The organism is Serratia sp. 2C06 (assembly GCF_050037615.1).
Taxonomy (GTDB): Bacteria; Pseudomonadota; Gammaproteobacteria; order Enterobacterales; family Enterobacteriaceae; genus Serratia; species Serratia ureilytica.
This window is the reverse complement of the sequence record NZ_CP188299.1, coordinates 870662-888552: the sequence shown is the minus strand read 5'-3', so window position 1 is coordinate 888552 and position 17891 is coordinate 870662. Positions and strand designations below refer to the sequence as shown.

Annotated in this window: 15 protein-coding genes; 4 read left to right on the top strand and 11 right to left on the bottom strand. The window is 63.9% G+C overall.

The features are described from left to right. Positions 1-138 precede the first annotated feature (138 nt). Complete coding sequence (locus ACP3TA_RS04705; RefSeq protein WP_206196452.1) at positions 139-1338, top strand: aminoacetone oxidase family FAD-binding enzyme; 1200 nt, start codon at positions 139-141, stop codon at positions 1336-1338. A 29-nt stretch (positions 1339-1367) separates the two neighbouring features. Here the strand turns inward: ACP3TA_RS04705 and add are convergent, their stop codons facing one another. Together add and ACP3TA_RS04695 are read right to left on the bottom strand one after the other, a co-directional pair. Continuing rightward, positions 1368-2360, bottom strand: coding sequence for an adenosine deaminase (add, locus tag ACP3TA_RS04700; protein WP_116286896.1), 993 nt, complete (start codon positions 2358-2360; stop codon positions 1368-1370). Between the two features lie 9 nt (positions 2361-2369). Beyond that, a complete protein-coding gene (locus ACP3TA_RS04695) occupies positions 2370-3311 on the bottom strand; it encodes a nucleoside hydrolase (protein WP_033645346.1) in 942 nt (313 codons plus the stop codon). A 158-nt stretch (positions 3312-3469) separates the two neighbouring features. Between ACP3TA_RS04695 and ACP3TA_RS04690 the strand changes: the two genes are divergently transcribed. After that, positions 3470-4153, top strand: coding sequence for a Crp/Fnr family transcriptional regulator (locus ACP3TA_RS04690; RefSeq protein WP_426784550.1), 684 nt, complete (start codon positions 3470-3472; stop codon positions 4151-4153). On the opposite strand, the gene ACP3TA_RS04685 is transcribed toward ACP3TA_RS04690, so the two are convergent. From ACP3TA_RS04685 to ACP3TA_RS04670, 4 genes are all read right to left on the bottom strand, one after another. After that, complete coding sequence (locus ACP3TA_RS04685) at positions 4150-4569, bottom strand: VOC family protein (RefSeq protein WP_033651779.1); 420 nt, start codon at positions 4567-4569, stop codon at positions 4150-4152. The genes ACP3TA_RS04690 and ACP3TA_RS04685 overlap by 4 nt on opposite strands. 144 nt (positions 4570-4713) lie before the next feature. After that, positions 4714-5130 carry an SRPBCC family protein gene (locus ACP3TA_RS04680; RefSeq protein ID WP_047026516.1) on the bottom strand — a complete coding sequence of 139 codons (417 nt, stop codon included), beginning with the start codon at positions 5128-5130 and terminating at the stop codon, positions 4714-4716. Between the two features lie 36 nt (positions 5131-5166). After that, positions 5167-5964, bottom strand: a complete 798-nt coding sequence (locus ACP3TA_RS04675) for an SDR family NAD(P)-dependent oxidoreductase (protein ID WP_047573388.1) — start codon at positions 5962-5964, stop codon at positions 5167-5169. Between the two features lie 53 nt (positions 5965-6017). Continuing rightward, positions 6018-7028, bottom strand: a complete 1011-nt coding sequence (locus tag ACP3TA_RS04670) for an aldo/keto reductase (protein ID WP_047026514.1) — start codon at positions 7026-7028, stop codon at positions 6018-6020. A 141-nt stretch (positions 7029-7169) separates the two neighbouring features. Here ACP3TA_RS04670 and ACP3TA_RS04665 point away from each other — a divergent pair, with 141 nt between their 5' ends. Further along, positions 7170-8069: a LysR substrate-binding domain-containing protein gene (locus ACP3TA_RS04665; RefSeq protein ID WP_033645340.1), complete on the top strand. Its 900-nt coding sequence runs from the start codon at positions 7170-7172 to the stop codon at positions 8067-8069. Positions 8070-8102: 33 nt separating this feature from the next. Here the strand turns inward: ACP3TA_RS04665 and ACP3TA_RS04660 are convergent, their stop codons facing one another. The 3 genes from ACP3TA_RS04660 to ACP3TA_RS04650 are packed head-to-tail and all read right to left on the bottom strand — an operon-like array spanning position 8103 to position 14475. After that, positions 8103-10295 carry a virulence factor SrfC family protein gene (locus tag ACP3TA_RS04660; protein ID WP_206196454.1) on the bottom strand — a complete coding sequence of 731 codons (2193 nt, stop codon included), beginning with the start codon at positions 10293-10295 and terminating at the stop codon, positions 8103-8105. After that, positions 10292-13237: a virulence factor SrfB gene (locus ACP3TA_RS04655; RefSeq protein WP_206196455.1), complete on the bottom strand. Its 2946-nt coding sequence runs from the start codon at positions 13235-13237 to the stop codon at positions 10292-10294. The genes ACP3TA_RS04660 and ACP3TA_RS04655 overlap by 4 nt, the downstream gene beginning before the upstream one ends. Continuing rightward, complete coding sequence (locus tag ACP3TA_RS04650) at positions 13237-14475, bottom strand: SrfA family protein (RefSeq protein ID WP_206196456.1); 1239 nt, start codon at positions 14473-14475, stop codon at positions 13237-13239. The genes ACP3TA_RS04655 and ACP3TA_RS04650 overlap by 1 nt, the downstream gene beginning before the upstream one ends. Positions 14476-14772: 297 nt before the next feature. On the opposite strand from ACP3TA_RS04650, the gene ACP3TA_RS04645 reads away from it, so the two are divergent. Next, entirely contained in the window at positions 14773-15687 is a 915-nt protein-coding gene (locus ACP3TA_RS04645; RefSeq protein WP_116286895.1) for a DMT family transporter, read from the top strand. On the opposite strand, the gene ACP3TA_RS04640 is transcribed toward ACP3TA_RS04645, so the two are convergent. Together ACP3TA_RS04640 and ACP3TA_RS04635 are read right to left on the bottom strand one after the other, a co-directional pair. Next, positions 15684-17177: a PLP-dependent aminotransferase family protein gene (locus tag ACP3TA_RS04640; RefSeq protein ID WP_033645337.1), complete on the bottom strand. Its 1494-nt coding sequence runs from the start codon at positions 17175-17177 to the stop codon at positions 15684-15686. The two genes, ACP3TA_RS04645 and ACP3TA_RS04640, sit on opposite strands and share 4 nt — an antisense overlap. A gap of 79 nt (positions 17178-17256) precedes the next feature. Beyond that, entirely contained in the window at positions 17257-17880 is a 624-nt protein-coding gene (locus ACP3TA_RS04635) for a LuxR C-terminal-related transcriptional regulator (protein ID WP_033645336.1), read from the bottom strand. Between the last annotated feature and the right edge of the window lie 11 nt (positions 17881-17891).

Sequence of the window (17891 nt, the reverse complement as noted above, 5' to 3'; positions counted from 1 at the left end):
TGTAATATTTTCTTACTATGGCGTTGGCGGCGCGGGGGCTTTACAATCTGCCGCCGTGAATTTGGCGGTGACCGGCGGCGAAACGGCGTAATATGGCGCTCTTTTGTCGCGATTGTGGTTTTGATAAGTGAGGCTCAGGTGGAACAGTTTGATGTCGTAGTGATTGGGGCGGGCGCCGCCGGCATGTTTTGCGCCGCGCAGGCGGGGCAACTCGGTTGCCGCGTGTTGCTGCTCGACAACGGCAAAAAACCGGGCCGCAAGATCCTGATGTCCGGCGGCGGGCGCTGCAACTTCACCAACATGTACGCCGAACCGGCGGCCTATCTGTCGAACAACCCGCATTTTTGCAAGTCGGCGCTGGCGCGCTACACCCAGTGGGACTTCATCGATCTGATCAACCGTTACGGCATCGCCTACCATGAAAAAACGCTGGGGCAGCTGTTCTGCGACGATTCGGCGCAGCAGGTGGTGGATCTGCTGGTCAAAGAGTGCGAGCTGGGCCAGGTGACGATGCGCCTGCGCAGCGAAGTGCTGGGCGTGGAGAAAACCGAGAACGGCTACGCGCTGGCGCTGAATGGCGAAAAAGTAAGTGCTCGCTCACTTGTGGTGGCCAGCGGCGGATTATCCATGCCGGGGCTGGGCGCCTCGCCGTTCGGTTACAAGCTGGCGGAGCAGTTCGGCCTCAGGGTGCTGCCGACGCGCGCCGGGCTGGTGCCGTTTACCCTGCATAAGCCGCTGCTGGAGCATGTGCAAACGCTGTCCGGCGTGTCGGTGCCGGCGGTGATCACCGCCGAGAACGGCGTCAGCTTCAGTGAAAGCATCCTGTTCACCCATCGCGGCCTGTCCGGCCCGGCGGTATTGCAGCTGTCCAGCTACTGGCAACCGGGTGAGTATGTGAGCATTAACTTACTTCCTGAGCTGGATCTGGCGGGCTTCCTTGATGAACAGCGCCTGCAGCACCCTAACCAAAGCCTGAAAAACACCCTGGCGCTGCACTTGCCGAAGCGGCTGGTGGAATGCTTGCAGACCCTGGGACAACTGCCGGAGGCGACGCTGAAGCAGCTGAATGCGCCGCAGCAGGCGGCACTGGTGGATCTGTTGCAGAACTGGCGCGTGCAGCCGAACGGCACCGAGGGTTATCGCACGGCGGAGGTGACGCTCGGCGGCGTCGACACCAACGAACTTTCTTCCAAGACGATGGAAGCCCACAAGGCGCCGGGGCTCTATTTTATCGGCGAAGTGGTGGACGTGACCGGGTGGCTGGGCGGTTACAACTTCCAGTGGGCCTGGAGCTCGGCCTGGGCCTGCGCCCAGGCGCTGGCGGCGCAGGGGCGGTAAAACGCCGGTTGGCCTTGAAACGCGCCGGGTCACATCGACCCGGCATTGAGCTGACTCATTAATTTAATTTTAGTATCGCCGTCGAGAAAACTTGCCTCCAGCGCCTGTCGGTTGCTGCGGTTAAAATCGTCATCCTGCCAGCCGAAGGCGTCATGCAACAGCTGGTACTCCTTGTTCAGCGTGGTATCGACGACGGTGCGCGCATCGGTATTCACGTTTAGCCGCACCCCCCACTTTTTGAGCCGATCTATCGGATGATCGTCGATGCTGTCGAACAAATTGCAGGTGAGATTGCAGCTGGGGCAGATCTCGAGCAGGACGCCGGTGGCTACCAGGCGCTCGACGAGCGCAGGGTCCTCGATGCTTCTGACGCCGTGGCCGATGCGTGACACCTGCAGCCTATCTAGCGTCTCCCGCACGCTGTCGGGGCCTTTCGCCTCACCGGCGTGGGCGATGACGTTGCCGCCGGCGGCACGCACGGCGCGAAAGGCCTCCACATGGTGGGTCAGCGGGTAACGCGCTTCATCGGCGGCCAAATCCAGCGCCACCACGCCGCTTCCCTGATAATCGATAACCAGCTTCGCCGTTTGCAGGCTGGCGGCCGCGTCGAAATGCCGCAGCGTGCATAGGATAAGCCCGGCGGCGATGCCGTAAGCCCGCGAGGCGTTATGCATGGCCGCCAGCACCGTCTCGACCACCGCTTCGCCGGTTAACCCCAGCCGGGTATGCAGCAGCGGCGCGAAGCGCAGCTCGGCATAGATGACATTATCCGCCGCCAACTGCGCGAATAAGTCCTCGACGGCCAGCGCTATCGCCTGGCTTGTCTGCAATAGATCTATTTGCGGCGCTATCTTGCTTAGAAAGTCCCCCAGATCGGCGCATCGTTTCGCCGCGACAAATTGCCGATTAAATGCCGTTCTGGTTATTTGCGGGTCGACCTTTTTTAAATAGTGGTAGCTTAAACAGGTATCCAAATGGACGTGTAATTCCACTTTCTTCAATTTTCTTGGATCGAATTTCATGCGGGTCACTTATTTCATTAACGGCTGAGATAACAACGAGAACAGTTTTTCTTTAAACAGGCCGGGCTTAATGCGGGTAATCACGCGCGCATTGGCCGGTTCGCCGGTAAGCTGAGTGGAATCGATGACGTAATGGCCGTAAGACCTCTCACTTTTATATTCTACCCATGAATACGCCTCCAGACTGGTCTCGACGATATCCGGATAGAGCGCCACCGCCATGGTGGTCGGATCGGGCAAATCAAACCCTTTGCGTTCGGTGCGCCGTGCGTTGAACGCCATCAGCGCGCGATTGCAGCGCACGGCAAAGCGTCCCAGTTCGCCGAGGTTATTCAATCGTTCTATATCGCGTTCGTCGATAAACGCTTCCCCCATGCCGATCTCCCAGCCGACGAGAGTGAGCGGCAGCCCGGCAGTGAGCACCAGATGCGCAGCCTCGGCGTCGGCGTAAAAATTAAATTCGGCCAGCGGGGTGATATTGCCTGGCGTCAGTCCGGAACCGCCCATGACATACACGCGCTTCACTTTTTCGGCCAGCGCGGGCGCTTTCAGCACCGCCATCGCGAGATTGGTCAGCGGCCCCAGGGTGACGATTTCCAGCTCGCCCTTGAGCCGTGCGGCGCAGTCGATGATGGCGTCCACGGCATGAACGGGTTCTACGGCCAAGCGTGGGGTCGGCAAGGCCATGTCGCCCATGCCGTCTTCACCGTGAATATGGTGCGAGTGATAGCGCGTGCGAAACAGTGGTTTCGCCATGCCGGCGTAAACCGGAGGAGCATAGGTTCCCGCTTTTTCCACGCAAATGAGCGCATTTTTGACGCAGTGTTCTAGCGGGCAGTTTCCGGCGACCGCGGTGATCGCTTCCACTTTCACGCCAGGTTCGCGCAACGCCATCAGCAGCGCAACGGCATCGTCGGAAGCGGTATCGGTGTCTATCAGAATGTGTCGCATGGCAATCTCCTCGTAGGGGGTACGGAGAAAATACCCAGGCGGCCCAAGGCAAAAAAGGTCAGATGTCCTTTTTCGTTCTGAAGCGCGTCGGCTATGCTGAACGCAGTCGAAAGCGAGGAGGCAAGACGTTTAAGGATGAACCTTGGGAGTGAATCGCCTTGAAAACGGTCGGTGACAGCAAGCTAAAAGAAGCGTTCATTGAGGTTCACGATCTGCAAACGGCGCTTTCGCCCACGCTGCTCGCCGCACTGCGCCTGGTGAGCGTCGAAGCCGGCGAATACCTGGTGACGCAAAGCGATCGTTTGACCCACCTGTTTTTTCTCGTGCAGGGAAAATTGCAGGTTGAGAATTTTGATGTGAATGGCGCGCACATTGTCTTTTCCTTCGAAACGGATTTCTCGGTAATTGGCGATCTGGAGCTGTTCTCCCAGGCGCAGTGCACGCTGTTCAGCACCGTGCAGGCGGTGACCGACGCGCTGCTCCTCGCGGCACCGATAGAGGTCATCAACAATCACGCCCTGAGCGACCCGGCGTTTCTCACCTTTATCTGCCGGCAATTGAGCAATAAGCTGCTGAATTCCTCCTTGCTGCATGCGAACGGCGTTTTGACGGCGGAATATAAACTGCGAAAATTTTTATTGTTCAAGATAAAGAGCGAAGGGGAATTGATTGAGCTGGAAAACCGGGAGGCGCTGGCGGCGAGATTGGGCATCTCCGTCAGACAGCTAAGCCGCGCGTTGGCGCAGCTCGCGGCGGAAGGCATCATTCAGTTTAAAAACAAATCACTGCGGGTGACGGATCGCCAACGGCTGTCTGCTATCGAAGGTAACCAAAGCGGTTAATCGAGCGCCGGCCCTTTCAATTCCACGCGATTGCCGTCCGGATCGCTGAAATAGATGGACGGCCCGTCGCCTTCCGCGCCGTAGCGCGATTCGGCGGGATCCGCGTCGATCCCCTGCGATCGCAGGTAGGTCAACAACGCGTCTTCGTTGAACGGATCGATGCGCAGGCAAAAGTGATCGACGTTCTGCTGTCTGGCATCGGGCGGCATGCCGCCTTTTCTTCCGAGCATGCCGTTGACGTCCACCAGATCGATCATGGAGGCGCCGGCGCGCAGGTGCACCAGCCCCAAATCCGGCCGCTGTTTGGCGATATCACAACCGATGACCTGGGTATAAAAACGCAGGCTGTTCTGCATATCGCGCACGCGCAGAACCACATGATCCAACTGTTGCAGGTTGAAAGGGCGCACGGTCATCTCCTCAAATGAACATCTCCTTTACAGCATAAGCGGCGATGGCGGATTTATCCTGTTTCGCGGCGTTGCCGCTTCGCGCGGCCAAACCAAAAAAAAACGGCCGATGGGTGTAGCCATCGGCTGTGGGGCTTGAGTGTTCAAGCGTTAACGAGGGAAGTTACCGCTCAGCGCATCCAGGCCGCCCTGGTAGATGCCGCTGAACAGGGCGATGGCCTCGTCGTCACTGATGTTGACCGGCGTGAAGCTGCCCGACCATTCCACGCGCGCCACGTTGGCGTCGTCGGTGGCGTGCACTGACAGGGTGGACAGGTAATTCACCACCGGGAACGGCGCCTGCATGATGGAGTAGCTGTAGCTGCGTTGACGGTTATCGAACGCTTCCAGCCGCTCGATGACGGTGCCGCCGTCGGCGGTGGTCAAAGTGCGCACGCGGCCGCCTTGCGAAATGACGCTTTTCGGAATGAACGGCAGCCAGTCAGGCAGGGCATCGAAGCCGCCGATCAGTTGCCATACGGTGTCGGCGGATGCCGGGATGTCCATTGAGACGGATGTAGTAGCCATTTTCTTTCTCTCTTAATATCGGTTTCGGGTACAGGGTTACATTGCCAGCGTATCTACGACGCCGCCGTCGACGCGCAGCGCCGCGCCGGTGGTGGCCGAAGACAGCGGAGACGCGAGGTAAACGGCCAGGTTGGCCACTTCATCGACGTCCGCCGCGCGCTGAATGATGGAGCTTGGGCGTTCGGTTTTAACGAACTCGTCGGCCTGATCGCGGGCGCTGCGACCGGATTTGGCCGCCGCATCCGCCAGCATGTCTTGCAGGCCTTCGGTAAAGGTCGGCCCCGGCAGGATGGCGTTGACCGTCACGCCGGTGCCGGCGAGGCGTTTCGCCAGGCCGTGGGACACCGCCAGGTTGGCGCTTTTGGTGACGCCGTAGTTGATCATGTCCGCCGGGATGGCGACGCCGGATTCGGACGACACGAAAATAATGCGTCCCCAACCCTGCTCGGTCATGCTCTGCGCATAGTGGCGCGCCAGCCGCACGCCCGAGAGGACGTTGACGTTATAGAAGTGCATCCACTCGCTGTCGGGCACGGTAAAGAAGTCGTTATCGTTGAAAATGCCCAGGTTGTTGATCAGCACGTCGGCTTTCGGTTCCGCGGCGAACAGGGTTGCAGCCCCGTGTTCCGTCCCGAGATCCGCGACCACGCCGCGCACCTGCGCGCCGGGCACGTTGGCGCTGATGTCGGCGATGGCGTTATCGACCCCGGCTTTCTGACGGCCGACGATCACCACGGTGGCGCCCGTTTTGGCGAGCCCGCGCGCGATGCCGAGGCCGATGCCGGAGGTGGAGCCGCTGACGACGGCGACTTTGCCTGAAAGATCCAGTTTCATCATGTATCTCATCGAGTTAATGGGGGTAATGGGGCCATGCGGCCCCATAAAACTTAACGAATCGGCAGCGGCGCGTTGTCGGCCACCAGTTTCTGACGGCGCATTTCGGCCCAGAATTCAGCCGGGATAACGGCGTCCAGCGCGGCCAGATCTTCGGCCATGCGGCCAGGGCGGCTCGAACCGGGGATCACGGCGGCGACCGCCGGGTTAGCCAGCGAGAACTGCAGCGCGGCGGCTTTGACGTCGACCTGGAAGCGAGCGGCGATCGCTTTGATTTGCGCCACTTTCGCCAGCACCGCCGGGGATGCTTTCTGGTATTCGTAGTGCTCGCCACCGGCCAGCACGCCGGAGTTGTAAGGGCCGCCGACGACGATGTCGACGTTGCTCGCCAGGGCTTCCGGCATCAAACGTTGCAGCGCGCGTTCATGATCCAGCAGGCTGTAACGGCCGGCCAACAGGAAGGCGTCCGGCTGCGTTTCGCTCAGGCCCAGCGCCAGTTCGCAAGGCTCGACGCGGTTGACGCCGAGGCCCCAGGCCTTGATCACCCCTTCTTCACGCAGACGGGTCAGCGCGCGGAAAGCGCCGGTGCGGGCGATGTTGAACTGTTCAATCCAGTTGTCGCCGTAGAAATCCTGGGCCGGATCGTGGATCCAGACGATATCCAGGCGGTCGGTTTTCAGGCGCTTCAGGCTGTCTTCGATGGAACGCAGCGTGGCGTCGGCGGAGTAGTCGTTGACTATTTTGTTCTTCAAGCCGTGTTCGAACAAACCGCCTTTCTCGCCCAGATCGCGGGCGGAAGTGTCTTCTTCTTCGTCCAGCATGATGCGGCCCACTTTGGTGCTCAGCACATACTCGTCGCGTGGGTAGTGCGACAGCACTTCACCCATGCGGATTTCCGACAGGCCGGAACCGTAGAGCGGCGCGGTGTCGAAGTAGCGAATGCCCAGATCCCAGGCGCCGCTGACGGTGGCTTGCACGTCGTCTTGCGGGATGTTGCGGAACATATTGCCGAGCGGTGCGCCGCCCAAACCGATCTTGCCGGGTAAAATATTTCTGATGCTCATGTCAGGTCCTCAATACGTTATCTTTTCAGGGAAATTGGGGGGCGCACAGTGCGTCTGCCCCGTCACGAGGCTAAAGATAGCGTGGCAAGTTGTGACTTGATAGGACATAATTTGTCTAAGTTAAGTCCTTTGAGGTCTCACATGATCGATTTACGTCAGTTGAAATACTTCGTCGCGGTGGCGGAAGAGGAGCACGTCGGCCGCGCTGCCGAACGGCTGCACATTTCCCAGTCGCCGCTGAGCCGGCAGATTTCCCAGCTTGAGGAACGTCTCGGATTGATGCTGTTTGAGCGCAATCAGCAGCGCATTCGCCTGACCGCTGACGGCCAGACGTTTCTGGCCGAAACCCGCGCGCTGTTGACGCACGCCAACCGGCTCGAATCGCTCGGACGCCGCCTGGGGCGGGGTGAAGACGGTGGGCTGTGCATCGGCTATATCGAAAATGCGATGCACTCCGGCGTCTTGTCGAACGCCTTGCGGTCGCTGCGGGTGTCCCGGCCGGATGTGCACATCGTGCTTTACAGCCAGCCTTCTTCCATGCAGTTGGAAGGGCTGCGGCAGCGTAGCCTGGACGTGGCGCTGGTCAATACGGCGCCGGATCGCGACGATCAGGATTTGGACTATACGCAGGTGTTGGACGATCGCATGTTGCTGGCCCTGCCGCAGACGCATCCGCTGGCGGACAGGGAAACGCTGCAGCCGGCGGATCTCACCGATCAGGCCTGGATCTCGGTGATCCACAAAGAGGATGCCCATTCGCGCGACGATTTCGTGGCGGCCTGCGTGAAGGCCGGGTTCGATCCGGATATTCGGCTGGAAGCGGGCGAGCCGCTGACGGCGCTGGGGCTGGTCGCCGCCGGGTTGGGGATGACGCTGATCCAGCACAGCCTGCGGCATAACGCGCCGCAGGGCGTGGTGCTGCGCGAGCTGCCCTGGATGCAATACACCACGCAGCTGTGGGCAGTGTGGCACAAGGCCAACCTGCGCCCGCTGGTCACCCACTTTCGCGAAGTGATGTCGGCCGGGCCGGCCTGCCACTGATCGCGCGGCGGCGTCCGGCCCGGATGGCGCCCACTACGGCGCAGCGCGCAGGGCCGCGACGATCGCCGCCAGGTCGGCGCGCTGCTCGTCTGCCAGCGCGGGCTGCGCCTGCGCGGCATTCTCCGCCAGCAGGGTTTGCAGGCCGATCAGCCAGTCATAAATATAAAACGCGGTATTCTTGGTCGGCGTCGGCGCCAGCCGGGTTAGCCGCTGCTGGCCACTCCAGTCCACCGCCGGCTGCGGCGGCGGGGTAAAGATCGGCTGGCCGGGATTGACGCGGCTCTCGGGACGCGTGGCCGTGTCGCGCCGCTGGAAGCCGAGCCAGGCGACGAAGTCGCCCAGTAGCGCCAGCGCCTGGCTGATCTGCCGATCTTCACCCTGTTCCGGCAAGCTCCCGGCGCACAGCGCGCGCTCCAGTTCGTCGTCGAGCCGCAGGCGGCAGGCGGCGCCGATCAGCGCATCGACCAGCAGTTCGAGGTGCGGCCTGTCGACGCCGAGCAGATCCAGCAACCGGCGGCTGTCAGGCAGCGCGCGCAGATGGTTGACCCAGTCGGCGAAGATCCGCGCGGCGAAAGGCGATGCGGGCTGCTCGCCGGGCGCCGCAGGGTCTTGCGCACCGAACAGATCGATATCCAGCCCAAACGGCGAAGTCGGCGTCGTCTGGGACGGCGTCGTATGCTGCTGTTGCTGATAAAGCTGGCGCAGCGTATCGCGCTGGGGCAGCAACCGTTCCAGCAGTTCGCCGTGGCGGCCGGCCTGCGCCTGCAACGCGCGCAACAGCTGCTGGGCGCGTTGCTGCGCCGCGTGCGGATCGGAGACGGAGAGCCAGTTGCCGAGCAGGCTTTCCGTCAGTTCGCGCTGCAACTCTTCACGCTGTTCGAGCAAGCGCGCTTGTTTGTGGGCCGGGCGCGCCTGTGCAGCCAGGTAGTTCACCATCCGGCGGCAGTCCTGTTCATCCAGCGCCAGCAGCGTGGCCCAGCTGTCGCCGGGCTCGCCGACCTGACGCTGGACGGCATCGTCGGGCCGCGCTTTGCCTTCCTGACGCAGGTCGAACGGCGTGATCGCCCAGATTAAACCGGGCTTGCGGCGCTGGCGCAGCGCCGGGGTTTCCCCCTGGGTGTGGTTGACCCAATCGGCGAGCGCCTGGCCGACGCGCGCGGTGTCCTGCGGCGTGGCGGCGGCATCGGTCACCAGCAGCAGGCTGGCGTGCAGGCCGTCGGCGCAACGGGCCAGTAAATGGGCGCGCTTCGCCTGCTGCAGACGCTGCGCCGGCTCCGCCTGCGGACAGATGCGGCTGCCGGGCAGGTCGATCAGCGCCACGTCGGCGGGCAAGCCTGCCTGCGTCGTCTGCGGCAGCAGGGTGGTCAATTCTGCGGTCAGCCAGGCCAGATCGCTCAGTGCGATCTCCCGTTCATCGCCGTTTTCGGTCATGACGGCGATCGTGGCGTTTTCCGGTGCGGCGCTTGCGGTCAGCAGCGCCAACGCACGGCGCGGGGCATGCACCCGTTTGCTGCCGTCGAGCGCCTGCAACGCGTGCGCCAGCTGGCGGTAACGCGCCGTCAGCGTCGCTTCCTCTCCCCACAGCGGCGCAAACAGGCGCGCGCGGTCATCGATGCTCAACTGCGGCGCCAGCGTCACCGCCTGCGGCCAGAAGTGCCTGTCGAGCGTGGATTGCTCTTTGTCGCCGTGGCGGCGCAGGCTGTCCCACAGCGCCAGTACGGCATTGCCGTCGAGGCCATCGATGGCGACCGCCTGTCGGTGGCGCGTCAGCGCTTGCAGGTGGTCGGCGATGGCGCGGGCGTCCCAGTCCGGGCGGAAGCCGCTCATCGCGGCGGCGTCAATCGTCATGGCCAACCACTGCGCTTCATCGAGCAAGGCGAGGGCGATCGGATAATCGGCGGGCCCCGCCTCGGCCGCCGTGCAGTAGCGCACCGCGAGCGAAAGGTCCGCGTCGAAGCGCTTCGCGCCGGGCGCCAGCGCCGCCAACAGATGGGCTTTGGCGGCGGCGTTGTGGCCATATAAACCGATGGCGACCTGCGCAGACTGTGTGTTTTCCAACAGTGCGGCGCGGTTATGGCAACGCCGCAAACGCTGTATCAGCCGATCGGCTTCCCGCTCCAGGCGGGCGGAGTGACGGCGTGCGGCGTCCACCCAGTCGATCGCCTGCAAAATGCCGGCGCTGAGCGCGTTATTCGGAGCCGCTGGGGCGAGGGTTTGCGTGTTCATCGTGGGTAAATGCTCCCGCTGTCTATCCAGTAGTGGGTCGCACCGGAGGCGCTGGCAGCCAGGGTATTGAGTTTCAGTTGCAGGTGGTGCGCCGGGACGGGGCTGCCGTCGGCCAGCAGCGCCTGGGCGATCTTGACGCTCTCGGCGCCCTGCTCGGCGCTGGCGGTGATGGCCAGCCGCAGGCCGATCACCGCGTCGCCGGCCAGCTTGCGCGCCAGCTGGGCGTCATTGATGGTCAGCGTATAGAGCGGCGAGGCCGGCCAGCGTTCGTTGTCCAGCTGGCGGAAGCCCAGACGCAGCGGGCCGCGCAGCTGGAAGCTGCCGGCGGGATCGAGCGCGAAATCGGCGCGATCCAGATCGATGTCGCGGTAATAGACGTTATCGTCCGCCAGCATGTTGTTGCCGTCCAGCATGCCCAGATAGCGAATGGTGGAGTAGGGCTGGAAATCGCCGACGTTGAAGTAAAAGCTCTCCAGCCGCAGATCGATCGCCAGCAGGCACAGCATGGCGCCCACGGCAGCGGTGGATTTCGGGTTGTCGATGCGGCCGCGTTTGTTGAATGGGTACCAGCTGCGGGTGTGGTAGCCCTCGAGCGGCAGAATGCGGCTGGCGGGCAGCGGCTGCAGATGGCGCAGCAGCGCCTGCACGCCGGGGAAGCGCGCCGGGCGGCCGGTCAGCAGCAACACGTCGCAGGTGTACAGCGCCACCACTTCGGCCAGCAGGCGCAGACAGCGGCCGATGCCGATGCGATCGGACAAGAAAGCGGCGTGCAGGTCGGCCAGACGGATCACCAGCGGGGTGTGCAGGATATCGAAGGCGTCGCTGTCGGCTTCGCGCTGCACTTCGCCGTTGATAAACGCCAGCACCTGCGGCGTCGGCCGCTGCGGCAGCAGATCGCCGAGGCCGGCGGCGATTTCCGCGCGGCTGTCCAGCGGATCGTACTGCTCATAGGCGGCGAGCAGCGCGCGTCCGGCGGGCATGAAGATCTGCAGCGCGGCCTGTTGACGCAGGGTGGAAAGCCCGTCCATGCGCCCTTCGTTGCCGAACAGTTTGTCCATCAGCGCCGCGGCGGCGCTCACGCCGGCGGCCTCGAACGCCTGTTGCACGGCGGGCAGGACAAACTGCTGGATGATGTCCAGCAAGATATCGTCGCCGGCGACCTTAAAGCCCTCGCGGAACAGCAGGCGCGGGTTGATTTTGATGTTGTTGCCTACGCCGTCATCGAGCGAGTAGTGCGTGATCGCCAGATCGGTGGTGCCGCCGCCGATGTCGATGGAGGCGATGCGCAGCGTCTTGCCGGGCTGTTCACCCGGCGCCAGCGGCCGATCGGGCCGAGCCATGGCGGCGAAGAAGGCGTCGGTGCGGCCGGCGAAGTTCACCTGGGTTTCGTTGTACAGATAGACCATCTGGCCGCAGGTGGCTTCGTCCCACTCGATCTGCACCTGCGGCGCCGGGAAGCGAGTGTGCGCGCCGTCGAACGGCGCATCCTGCGGGTGCCAGCCGAGGGCTTTCCACACCAGCCCGATCGCTTCCTGCATGCGGCGGCGGAAGATCTCCCGCTCCGGCTTCGGCATCGCCGACGGCAGCGTCAGGATGATGGCGCGTAAACGGCGCGGGGCGGCGGCGTTCGGCATGCGGCTGCGTTGGGCGATGCTGTTGATCTGCATCAGCGCCTGCGCCAACAGCTCGCTCAGCATCAGGCTCATCACCGCGCTGCGGCTGTAATGGGCGGCGAACACCGGCAGCCGTTCGGCCGTCGGCAGGGCGGACAGCGGCACGCCCTCGTCGTTGATCAAAGTGGTCAACGGCGCGGCGGCGGCCATCGGCTCGTGCCGCTCGTTGAAGCGCCAGCCGGGCGCATAGCGCTCTTCGTCCCACAGATAGCGGCGCGGGCTGGAGATGCCGGTGGTGCCTTCATGCCCTTCGCGTCGCTGCGCCAATTGCGCGGCTTCACGGCCGACGCGGGTGATGGACGGCCATTGGAAGGCGTCGTCGCGTCCGCTCTGGAAGGACAGATGTGGCTTGCCGAACGCGGCCCGAGAAAACTCCACCCGGCTCTCGAACAGTTCGTTGTAGACGTGATGCGGTTCGGACAGCGAACGCAGCTGCAGCTCATAGGTTTGCTTCAGGCCGTTGCTCTCTTCCGGATGGTCTTCGACCAGCACGCCGCAGGTGTGAGAATTGCCGACGTCCAGCACCAGATCGACGTCGATCGCCGGCTGTTGCAGCGTCGCCGCCGCTATTTTTATCTGCGGCACCGTCAGCTGATGGTCGAGCATGTGCAACAGGTTGAGGTAGTGCGCCTGATACTCGAAGGTTTTCAGCCCGGCGTTGATCTCCGCCTCGGCGCGCTGTTCCCGCTCGGCGGCGCGCTGGCTGAACGCCTCTCGCAACCAGCCGTCCACCCAGGTCAGATCGAGGAACTCGCCCAGCTCGTGGTTGCGGTGCGCCAGCGCGAAGCTCAGATCGGCGCCGAGATCGCTCTCGCCCGGCGCCAGCGCTTCCTGGCCGGGCGCGGCGGCGCGGGTATCGAAGGCCAGCACCACCCGCAGCAGGTTGCCGTCCTGATCCGGTTCATCCAGTTGCACCACCTGCAGGCGAGCCCAGTTATCCGGGCCTGACAAAAATATCCCCGAGGCGGTATAGCGCAAGAACGGCAACGGCAGCCAGAGCTTATCCAGCAGGCGCAGCGACTGCTGCAGCGGGTAGCTGAACTCCGGCCGCACCACTTCGGCGGCTTGCCCGCCCTCGGCCGGCAGCTGATATTTGCCGCTCTCGGCCTCCCATTGCAGGCGCAGCAGCGGGCCGCTGGCGGTCTTGCGCACGAATTTGCCGGGAAACTCGGCGTCCAGCCGCGGGGTCAGGGCAAAGTCCATAAACTGAATGCCGCTGTCCTGAATCAGCGTAATGCCGTGTTTGTAGTCCGTAAGGGGTGCCAGCATCATTTACTCTCGCGCTTGAACGTCATGGGATAGGTGGTGTCCGCATCGTAGCGGCCGGTGCATTCCGCGGCCCCGGTCTCGCCCTGGCGGCAGACGATTTCCGGGATCTGGTAGCGGCTGCCGTCGCTGCAGCGCGCTTTGGTGCGGCTGTTGATCACCAGATTGCCGGACTGCATCAGCCCGGCCTCGACCGCCACCCGGCAGGTGACGCCGTCGCCGTAGGCGATGACGGCGCTGCCTTTGCCCGCGTTCAGGCGGTATTGCAGGCTGGGGCGCTTGCCGGTGATCGGATCTTTCAGCGCCACCGTGGCGCGCCATTTGCCGTTAAGGAAACGGGTGGAGCCGGCCTTCACCGCCTCGGGCGGCAGCACCAGCGCATTTTTGTCCGCCGGCTGCGGGATGACCGGCGCCGGGGGCGGCGGCATCAGCGTGGCGTGCGCCAGCGGCAAGCGCAGCTCAGGCAACGGCGCGGCGGTTTTTTCCGGCGCTGCCGGAGGGCGCACCTCAGCCGGCATCGCCGGTTGCGGCGGCGGTGAGCGGTGCAGCCAGGCGGCCAGCGCCGCGCTGCCTAGCAGCAGTACCGGCAACAGCCACAGCGCGTGGCGTCGACGCGGGCGAACAACGGCGGGGGATTCGGCGTGCGCCGTCGGGGCGGGCACCGGTTCAGGCTCGGCGGCCGGGGGCGGTTTTACCGGTTCGACAACGGCCGGTTTGCGCGGCGCGGCGGCGATCGGCGCCGGTTTTTCCACTTCCGATTCGAGCGGGCGCAGGCAGGCTAACGGATCGTCCGGGCTCTGCGCCTGCGGTTTGATAAAGCCCCAAAAGGTCAGCACCGGCCGATCGTCCACCAGGTAGACGTGGTTGGGATCGGGAATGTGCATCGCTTTGGCCAGCAGCGCGCCGAACAGGCGGTGGCTGGGGTGATCGGTCGCCCGGGTCTGTTCGGTCAGGCTGCGGAAGGTCGCCAGACAGTGTTCCAGGTGGCGCACCGCCTGCGCGCGCTGGGCATCGCTTGCCGCCAGCCAGGAGGTCACCTTGCCCGGAAAGGGCGCATACCAGTCGATGCGCGTGCCGCTTTCGTTCGGCTGGGGGATCGCCAGACAGTCGGCGGCCTGCTGCTGTCGGCGAAGACGCAGGGTTTCCCGCAGCTGCTGCGCGCAGGCGTAGATCGGTTGCCCGTTTTCGCCTAAAGCCAGCACATCATCCAAACTGCCACTGCGTAAGAAGGGTTTCACCACGGCGCCGCACCTTGTCCTGTTCTGCAAAAACGCATAAAAGTCCATGATACCCCGCCGGCGATGCCGCCAAACGGCCAAGGACAGCCCGAAAAACGCCCTTCTTTGGCGTTAGCGGCGCACTTTGGCAACCGGCACAGTGAAAATCTCGCTATCTGGACCTGTCTGTGAACCGCTTTATCTGAAAAATAGAACGCAGCCCCGGCAAGCGACGCCGGGGAACGATGTTCTCTTTCACTATGACCTCGCCTCGCGGGTTGCCGATTTCGGTATGCCTCAGGCGTGCGGAGCATTCGCATGATGGACAGTCAGTCTGAAAAAACGCTTGTTGTTACCCCTGCTCATTCCGCCGTCGGGCATTCGGCTCAGGGCTGGATGAACGGTTTCCTCGGCATGATTATCTTCAGCGGCTCGTTGCCCGCCACCCGGGTGGCGGTGCTGGAGCTCGATCCGCTGTTTCTGACGGCGATCAGGGCGGCGATCGCCGCTTTGCTGGCCCTGTGCGCGCTGCGGATCACTCGCCAGGCGCGGCCGACGCGGGCCGATTTGCCGCCGTTGCTGTTTGTAGCGCTCGGCGTGGTCATCGGTTTTCCGCTGCTGACGGCGCTGGCGCTGCAGCACACCACCTCGGCGCATTCGCTGGTGTATATCGGCCTGCTGCCGCTGGCGACCGCCGGTTTTGGCGTCTTGCGCGGCGGTGAGCGCCCCAAGCCCGCTTTTTGGGCTTTTTCGGGCATTGGCGCCGCGCTGGTGGGGGCGTTCGCGCTGAGCCAGGGGAGCGGCGGCGCCTGGCAGGGAGATGCGCTGATGGTCGGCGCGGTGCTGCTGTGCGGTTTGGGTTATGCCGAAGGCGCGGTGCTGTCGCGCCGGATCGGCGGCTGGCAGGTGATCTCCTGGGCGCTGGTGGCGGCGTTGCCGTTGACGCTGGCGGCCGCATGGTGGGCGGCGCCGGCCGCTTGGCCCGTCGTCAGCGGCGCCGCCTGGCTGTCGCTGGCTTACGTCTCGGTGTTCAGCATGTGGATCGGCTTTATCTTCTGGTATCGCGGCCTGGCGCAGGGCGGCATCGCCGCCGTCGGGCAATTGCAGCTGCTGCAGCCGTTCTTCGGCCTGGCGCTGGCGGGCTGGCTGCTGCAGGAAACCGTCCAGCCGATGATGATCGCCGTGATGGCCGGCGTGGTGGTTTGCGTGTTCGGCGCCAAGCGCTTTTCTCGCTAGGCCCCGTTGCGGGCGCAGGCGCGGATCACTTCGCCGAGCCGTTCCACCGCCTGCTGCACCTGGCGGTCATCGTAACCGCCCAACCCCAGCACCAGACCCGGCTCACCGTGGCCGGGCGCATACATCGGCGATACCGCCCGCAGCGCCAATCCGGCTTCGTTGGCCTGCTGGGCGACCTGCACGTCGTCGAGATCTTTCCTCAGCCACAGCACCATGTGCATGCCCTGATCGCAGGGCTGCACCCTCCCCAATTCGGCCGGGATGCGCGCGTTGATCGCCTCGATCAGCACCCGGCGTTTCTCGGCGTAGACGCCGCGCATTTTGCGGATATGCCGGTCGAGATACCCTTCGGCGATAAAGGCGGCCAGTACGTGTTGATCTGCGCTGGGCGGGTGACGATCCATCAGGATCCGGGCGCCGCAAAAGGCGTCGACCAGCGGCGGCGGCACGATGGCGTAACCCAATCGCAGCGAAGGGAACAGCACCTTGCTGAAGGTGCCGAGATAGAGCGTCCGCTCGGGCGCCAACCCTTGCAGCGAAGGGAACGGGTGGCCGGCGTAGCGCATCTCGCTGTCGTAATCGTCTTCCACGATCCAGGCCTGCCGTTCTCTGGCCCAGGCCAGCAGGGCGCTTCTTTTCGCCATGCTCATCGGCATGCCCAGCGGATATTGATGAGACGGCGTGACAAAAGCGGCTCGGGCGTCGGCGGCCAGGCGCACGCCGGCGGCGACGTCGATGCCGTCGTCGGCGACGGGCACCCTGATCATGTGCCGATCGCGAAACAGGCTGTTAAAAAGGGCGGTGATGCCGGCGTAGGCGGGGTCCTCGACCCAGGCGCTGTCGCCGGCGTCCAACAGGATCTGCGCGGCCAGATACAGTCCCTGCTGGGTGCCGGCGGTGATGAGGATTTGCTGCGGCGTGCAGTTTACCGAGCGGGAACGGCGCACATAATCGCAGATGGCTTCGCGCAGCGGCAGGGCGCCCAACGGATCGCCATAGCCGGATGGGGCGCCGGGGCCGCGCGCCCGGATGCGGTTGCCGAGCCGCCGCCAGATATCGTCGGGCGCGGTATCGCCGATCGGGACCGACACGGTGAATGGCACCGACGGCAGCGCCCGCGCCTGGGCGGCAAAACGCGCCAGATGCTGCGCCTGTGAAGAAAGCGGCACGGCTGTGGCCGGAGCGGTTTGCACCGTGGCGTGTGGCGTGCGGCGCGGCGCCTGATAGTGGGCGACCCGGGTGCCGGAGCCGGGCTGCGGTTCAAGAAAGCCTTCCGCCGTCAGCTGAGCAAACGCCTCCAATACCGTGCCGCGCGCCAGATTCAGCGCCGCCGACAGCCGGCGCGTCGAAGGCAGCAGATCGCCCGCTTTCAGATCGCCTTTGTGGATGGCCCGGCGCAGTGCCTGCGCCAGTTGGTGGCTTAGCTGCCCCGCCTGGCGGTCAATCTCGCCGAGGGCGGGGACGTCAACGACTTGGGCTGTTCTGGGCATGCATTCCGGCTCGCTGTGCAGTGCAAAAATGAGTATTCAGAGTAAACCACTCTGTCGGCACTCGCGAGTCCGTTGTCAGTCAACTCAGCCCGCGCTGATTCAGCAGCACCTTATTCAGCTCGCTGTTTTTACGCACGTTGAGCTTGCGCATCGCCGAACGCTTATGGGCGCTGATGGTTTTCTGGCTGCGCTGCAGCAGGCCGGCGATGCTGCAGGCGGACATGCCGCTGCTCATCAAACCCAGCACCTTTTTCTCGCAGTGGCTGAGCGCGGCGATGCGGCAAGCCTGGCATTTCCACTGGCCGGCGGCGTGCAGCGCCACCCACGGATGCAGGATGAACTTTTCCAACGCCATCTGCAGCTTGAGGCGAATGGCGTAGGCCGAATCGCGCCGATGGATGCTGAACAGCGGCGGCAGGTTTTTCACCTGTTGCTGGGTCGCGTCGTCGAGGATCAGCAGGGTCAGCTGCCGCTGGCGCGGAACGCCGTGAGGGCTTTGATAACAACAGGCGCAGCCCCAGCGCTCTTCCGGCGTGCGGAACACGATTTCGATGTTATCCAACGCCTGCAGCGCCAGCGGCGAGAACTGCGGGTACCGGCGGTGGCATTCGTTCAGGGAGTGCAGATAGTCCTGCAGCAGCAGACGCAGCCCCTGCTGGTAGAAGTTATCGCTGTCGAACAGCGTGAAGCGAATATCTGGCATGGGTGACTCCT

Bases quoted from the DNA above. Each gene is read 5' to 3' on its own strand.
- add (WP_116286896.1), bottom strand. From the start codon at position 2,360: ATGAAATTCGATCCAAGAAAATTGAAGAAAGTGGAATTACACGTCCAT.
- ACP3TA_RS04665 (WP_033645340.1), top strand. From the start codon at position 7,170: ATGATCGATTTACGTCAGTTGAAATACTTCGTCGCGGTGGCGGAAGAG.
- ACP3TA_RS04670 (WP_047026514.1), bottom strand. From the start codon at position 7,028: ATGAGCATCAGAAATATTTTACCCGGCAAGATCGGTTTGGGCGGCGCA.
- ACP3TA_RS04640 (WP_033645337.1), bottom strand. From the start codon at position 17,177: ATGCCCAGAACAGCCCAAGTCGTTGACGTCCCCGCCCTCGGCGAGATT.
- ACP3TA_RS04680 (WP_047026516.1), bottom strand. From the start codon at position 5,130: ATGGCTACTACATCCGTCTCAATGGACATCCCGGCATCCGCCGACACC.
- ACP3TA_RS04655 (WP_206196455.1), bottom strand. From the start codon at position 13,237: ATGCTGGCACCCCTTACGGACTACAAACACGGCATTACGCTGATTCAG.
- ACP3TA_RS04675 (WP_047573388.1), bottom strand. From the start codon at position 5,964: ATGAAACTGGATCTTTCAGGCAAAGTCGCCGTCGTCAGCGGCTCCACC.
- ACP3TA_RS04635 (WP_033645336.1), bottom strand. From the start codon at position 17,880: ATGCCAGATATTCGCTTCACGCTGTTCGACAGCGATAACTTCTACCAG.
- ACP3TA_RS04645 (WP_116286895.1), top strand. From the start codon at position 14,773: ATGGACAGTCAGTCTGAAAAAACGCTTGTTGTTACCCCTGCTCATTCC.
- ACP3TA_RS04685 (WP_033651779.1), bottom strand. From the start codon at position 4,569: ATGACCGTGCGCCCTTTCAACCTGCAACAGTTGGATCATGTGGTTCTG.
- ACP3TA_RS04660 (WP_206196454.1), bottom strand. From the start codon at position 10,295: ATGAACACGCAAACCCTCGCCCCAGCGGCTCCGAATAACGCGCTCAGC.
- ACP3TA_RS04695 (WP_033645346.1), bottom strand. From the start codon at position 3,311: ATGCGACACATTCTGATAGACACCGATACCGCTTCCGACGATGCCGTT.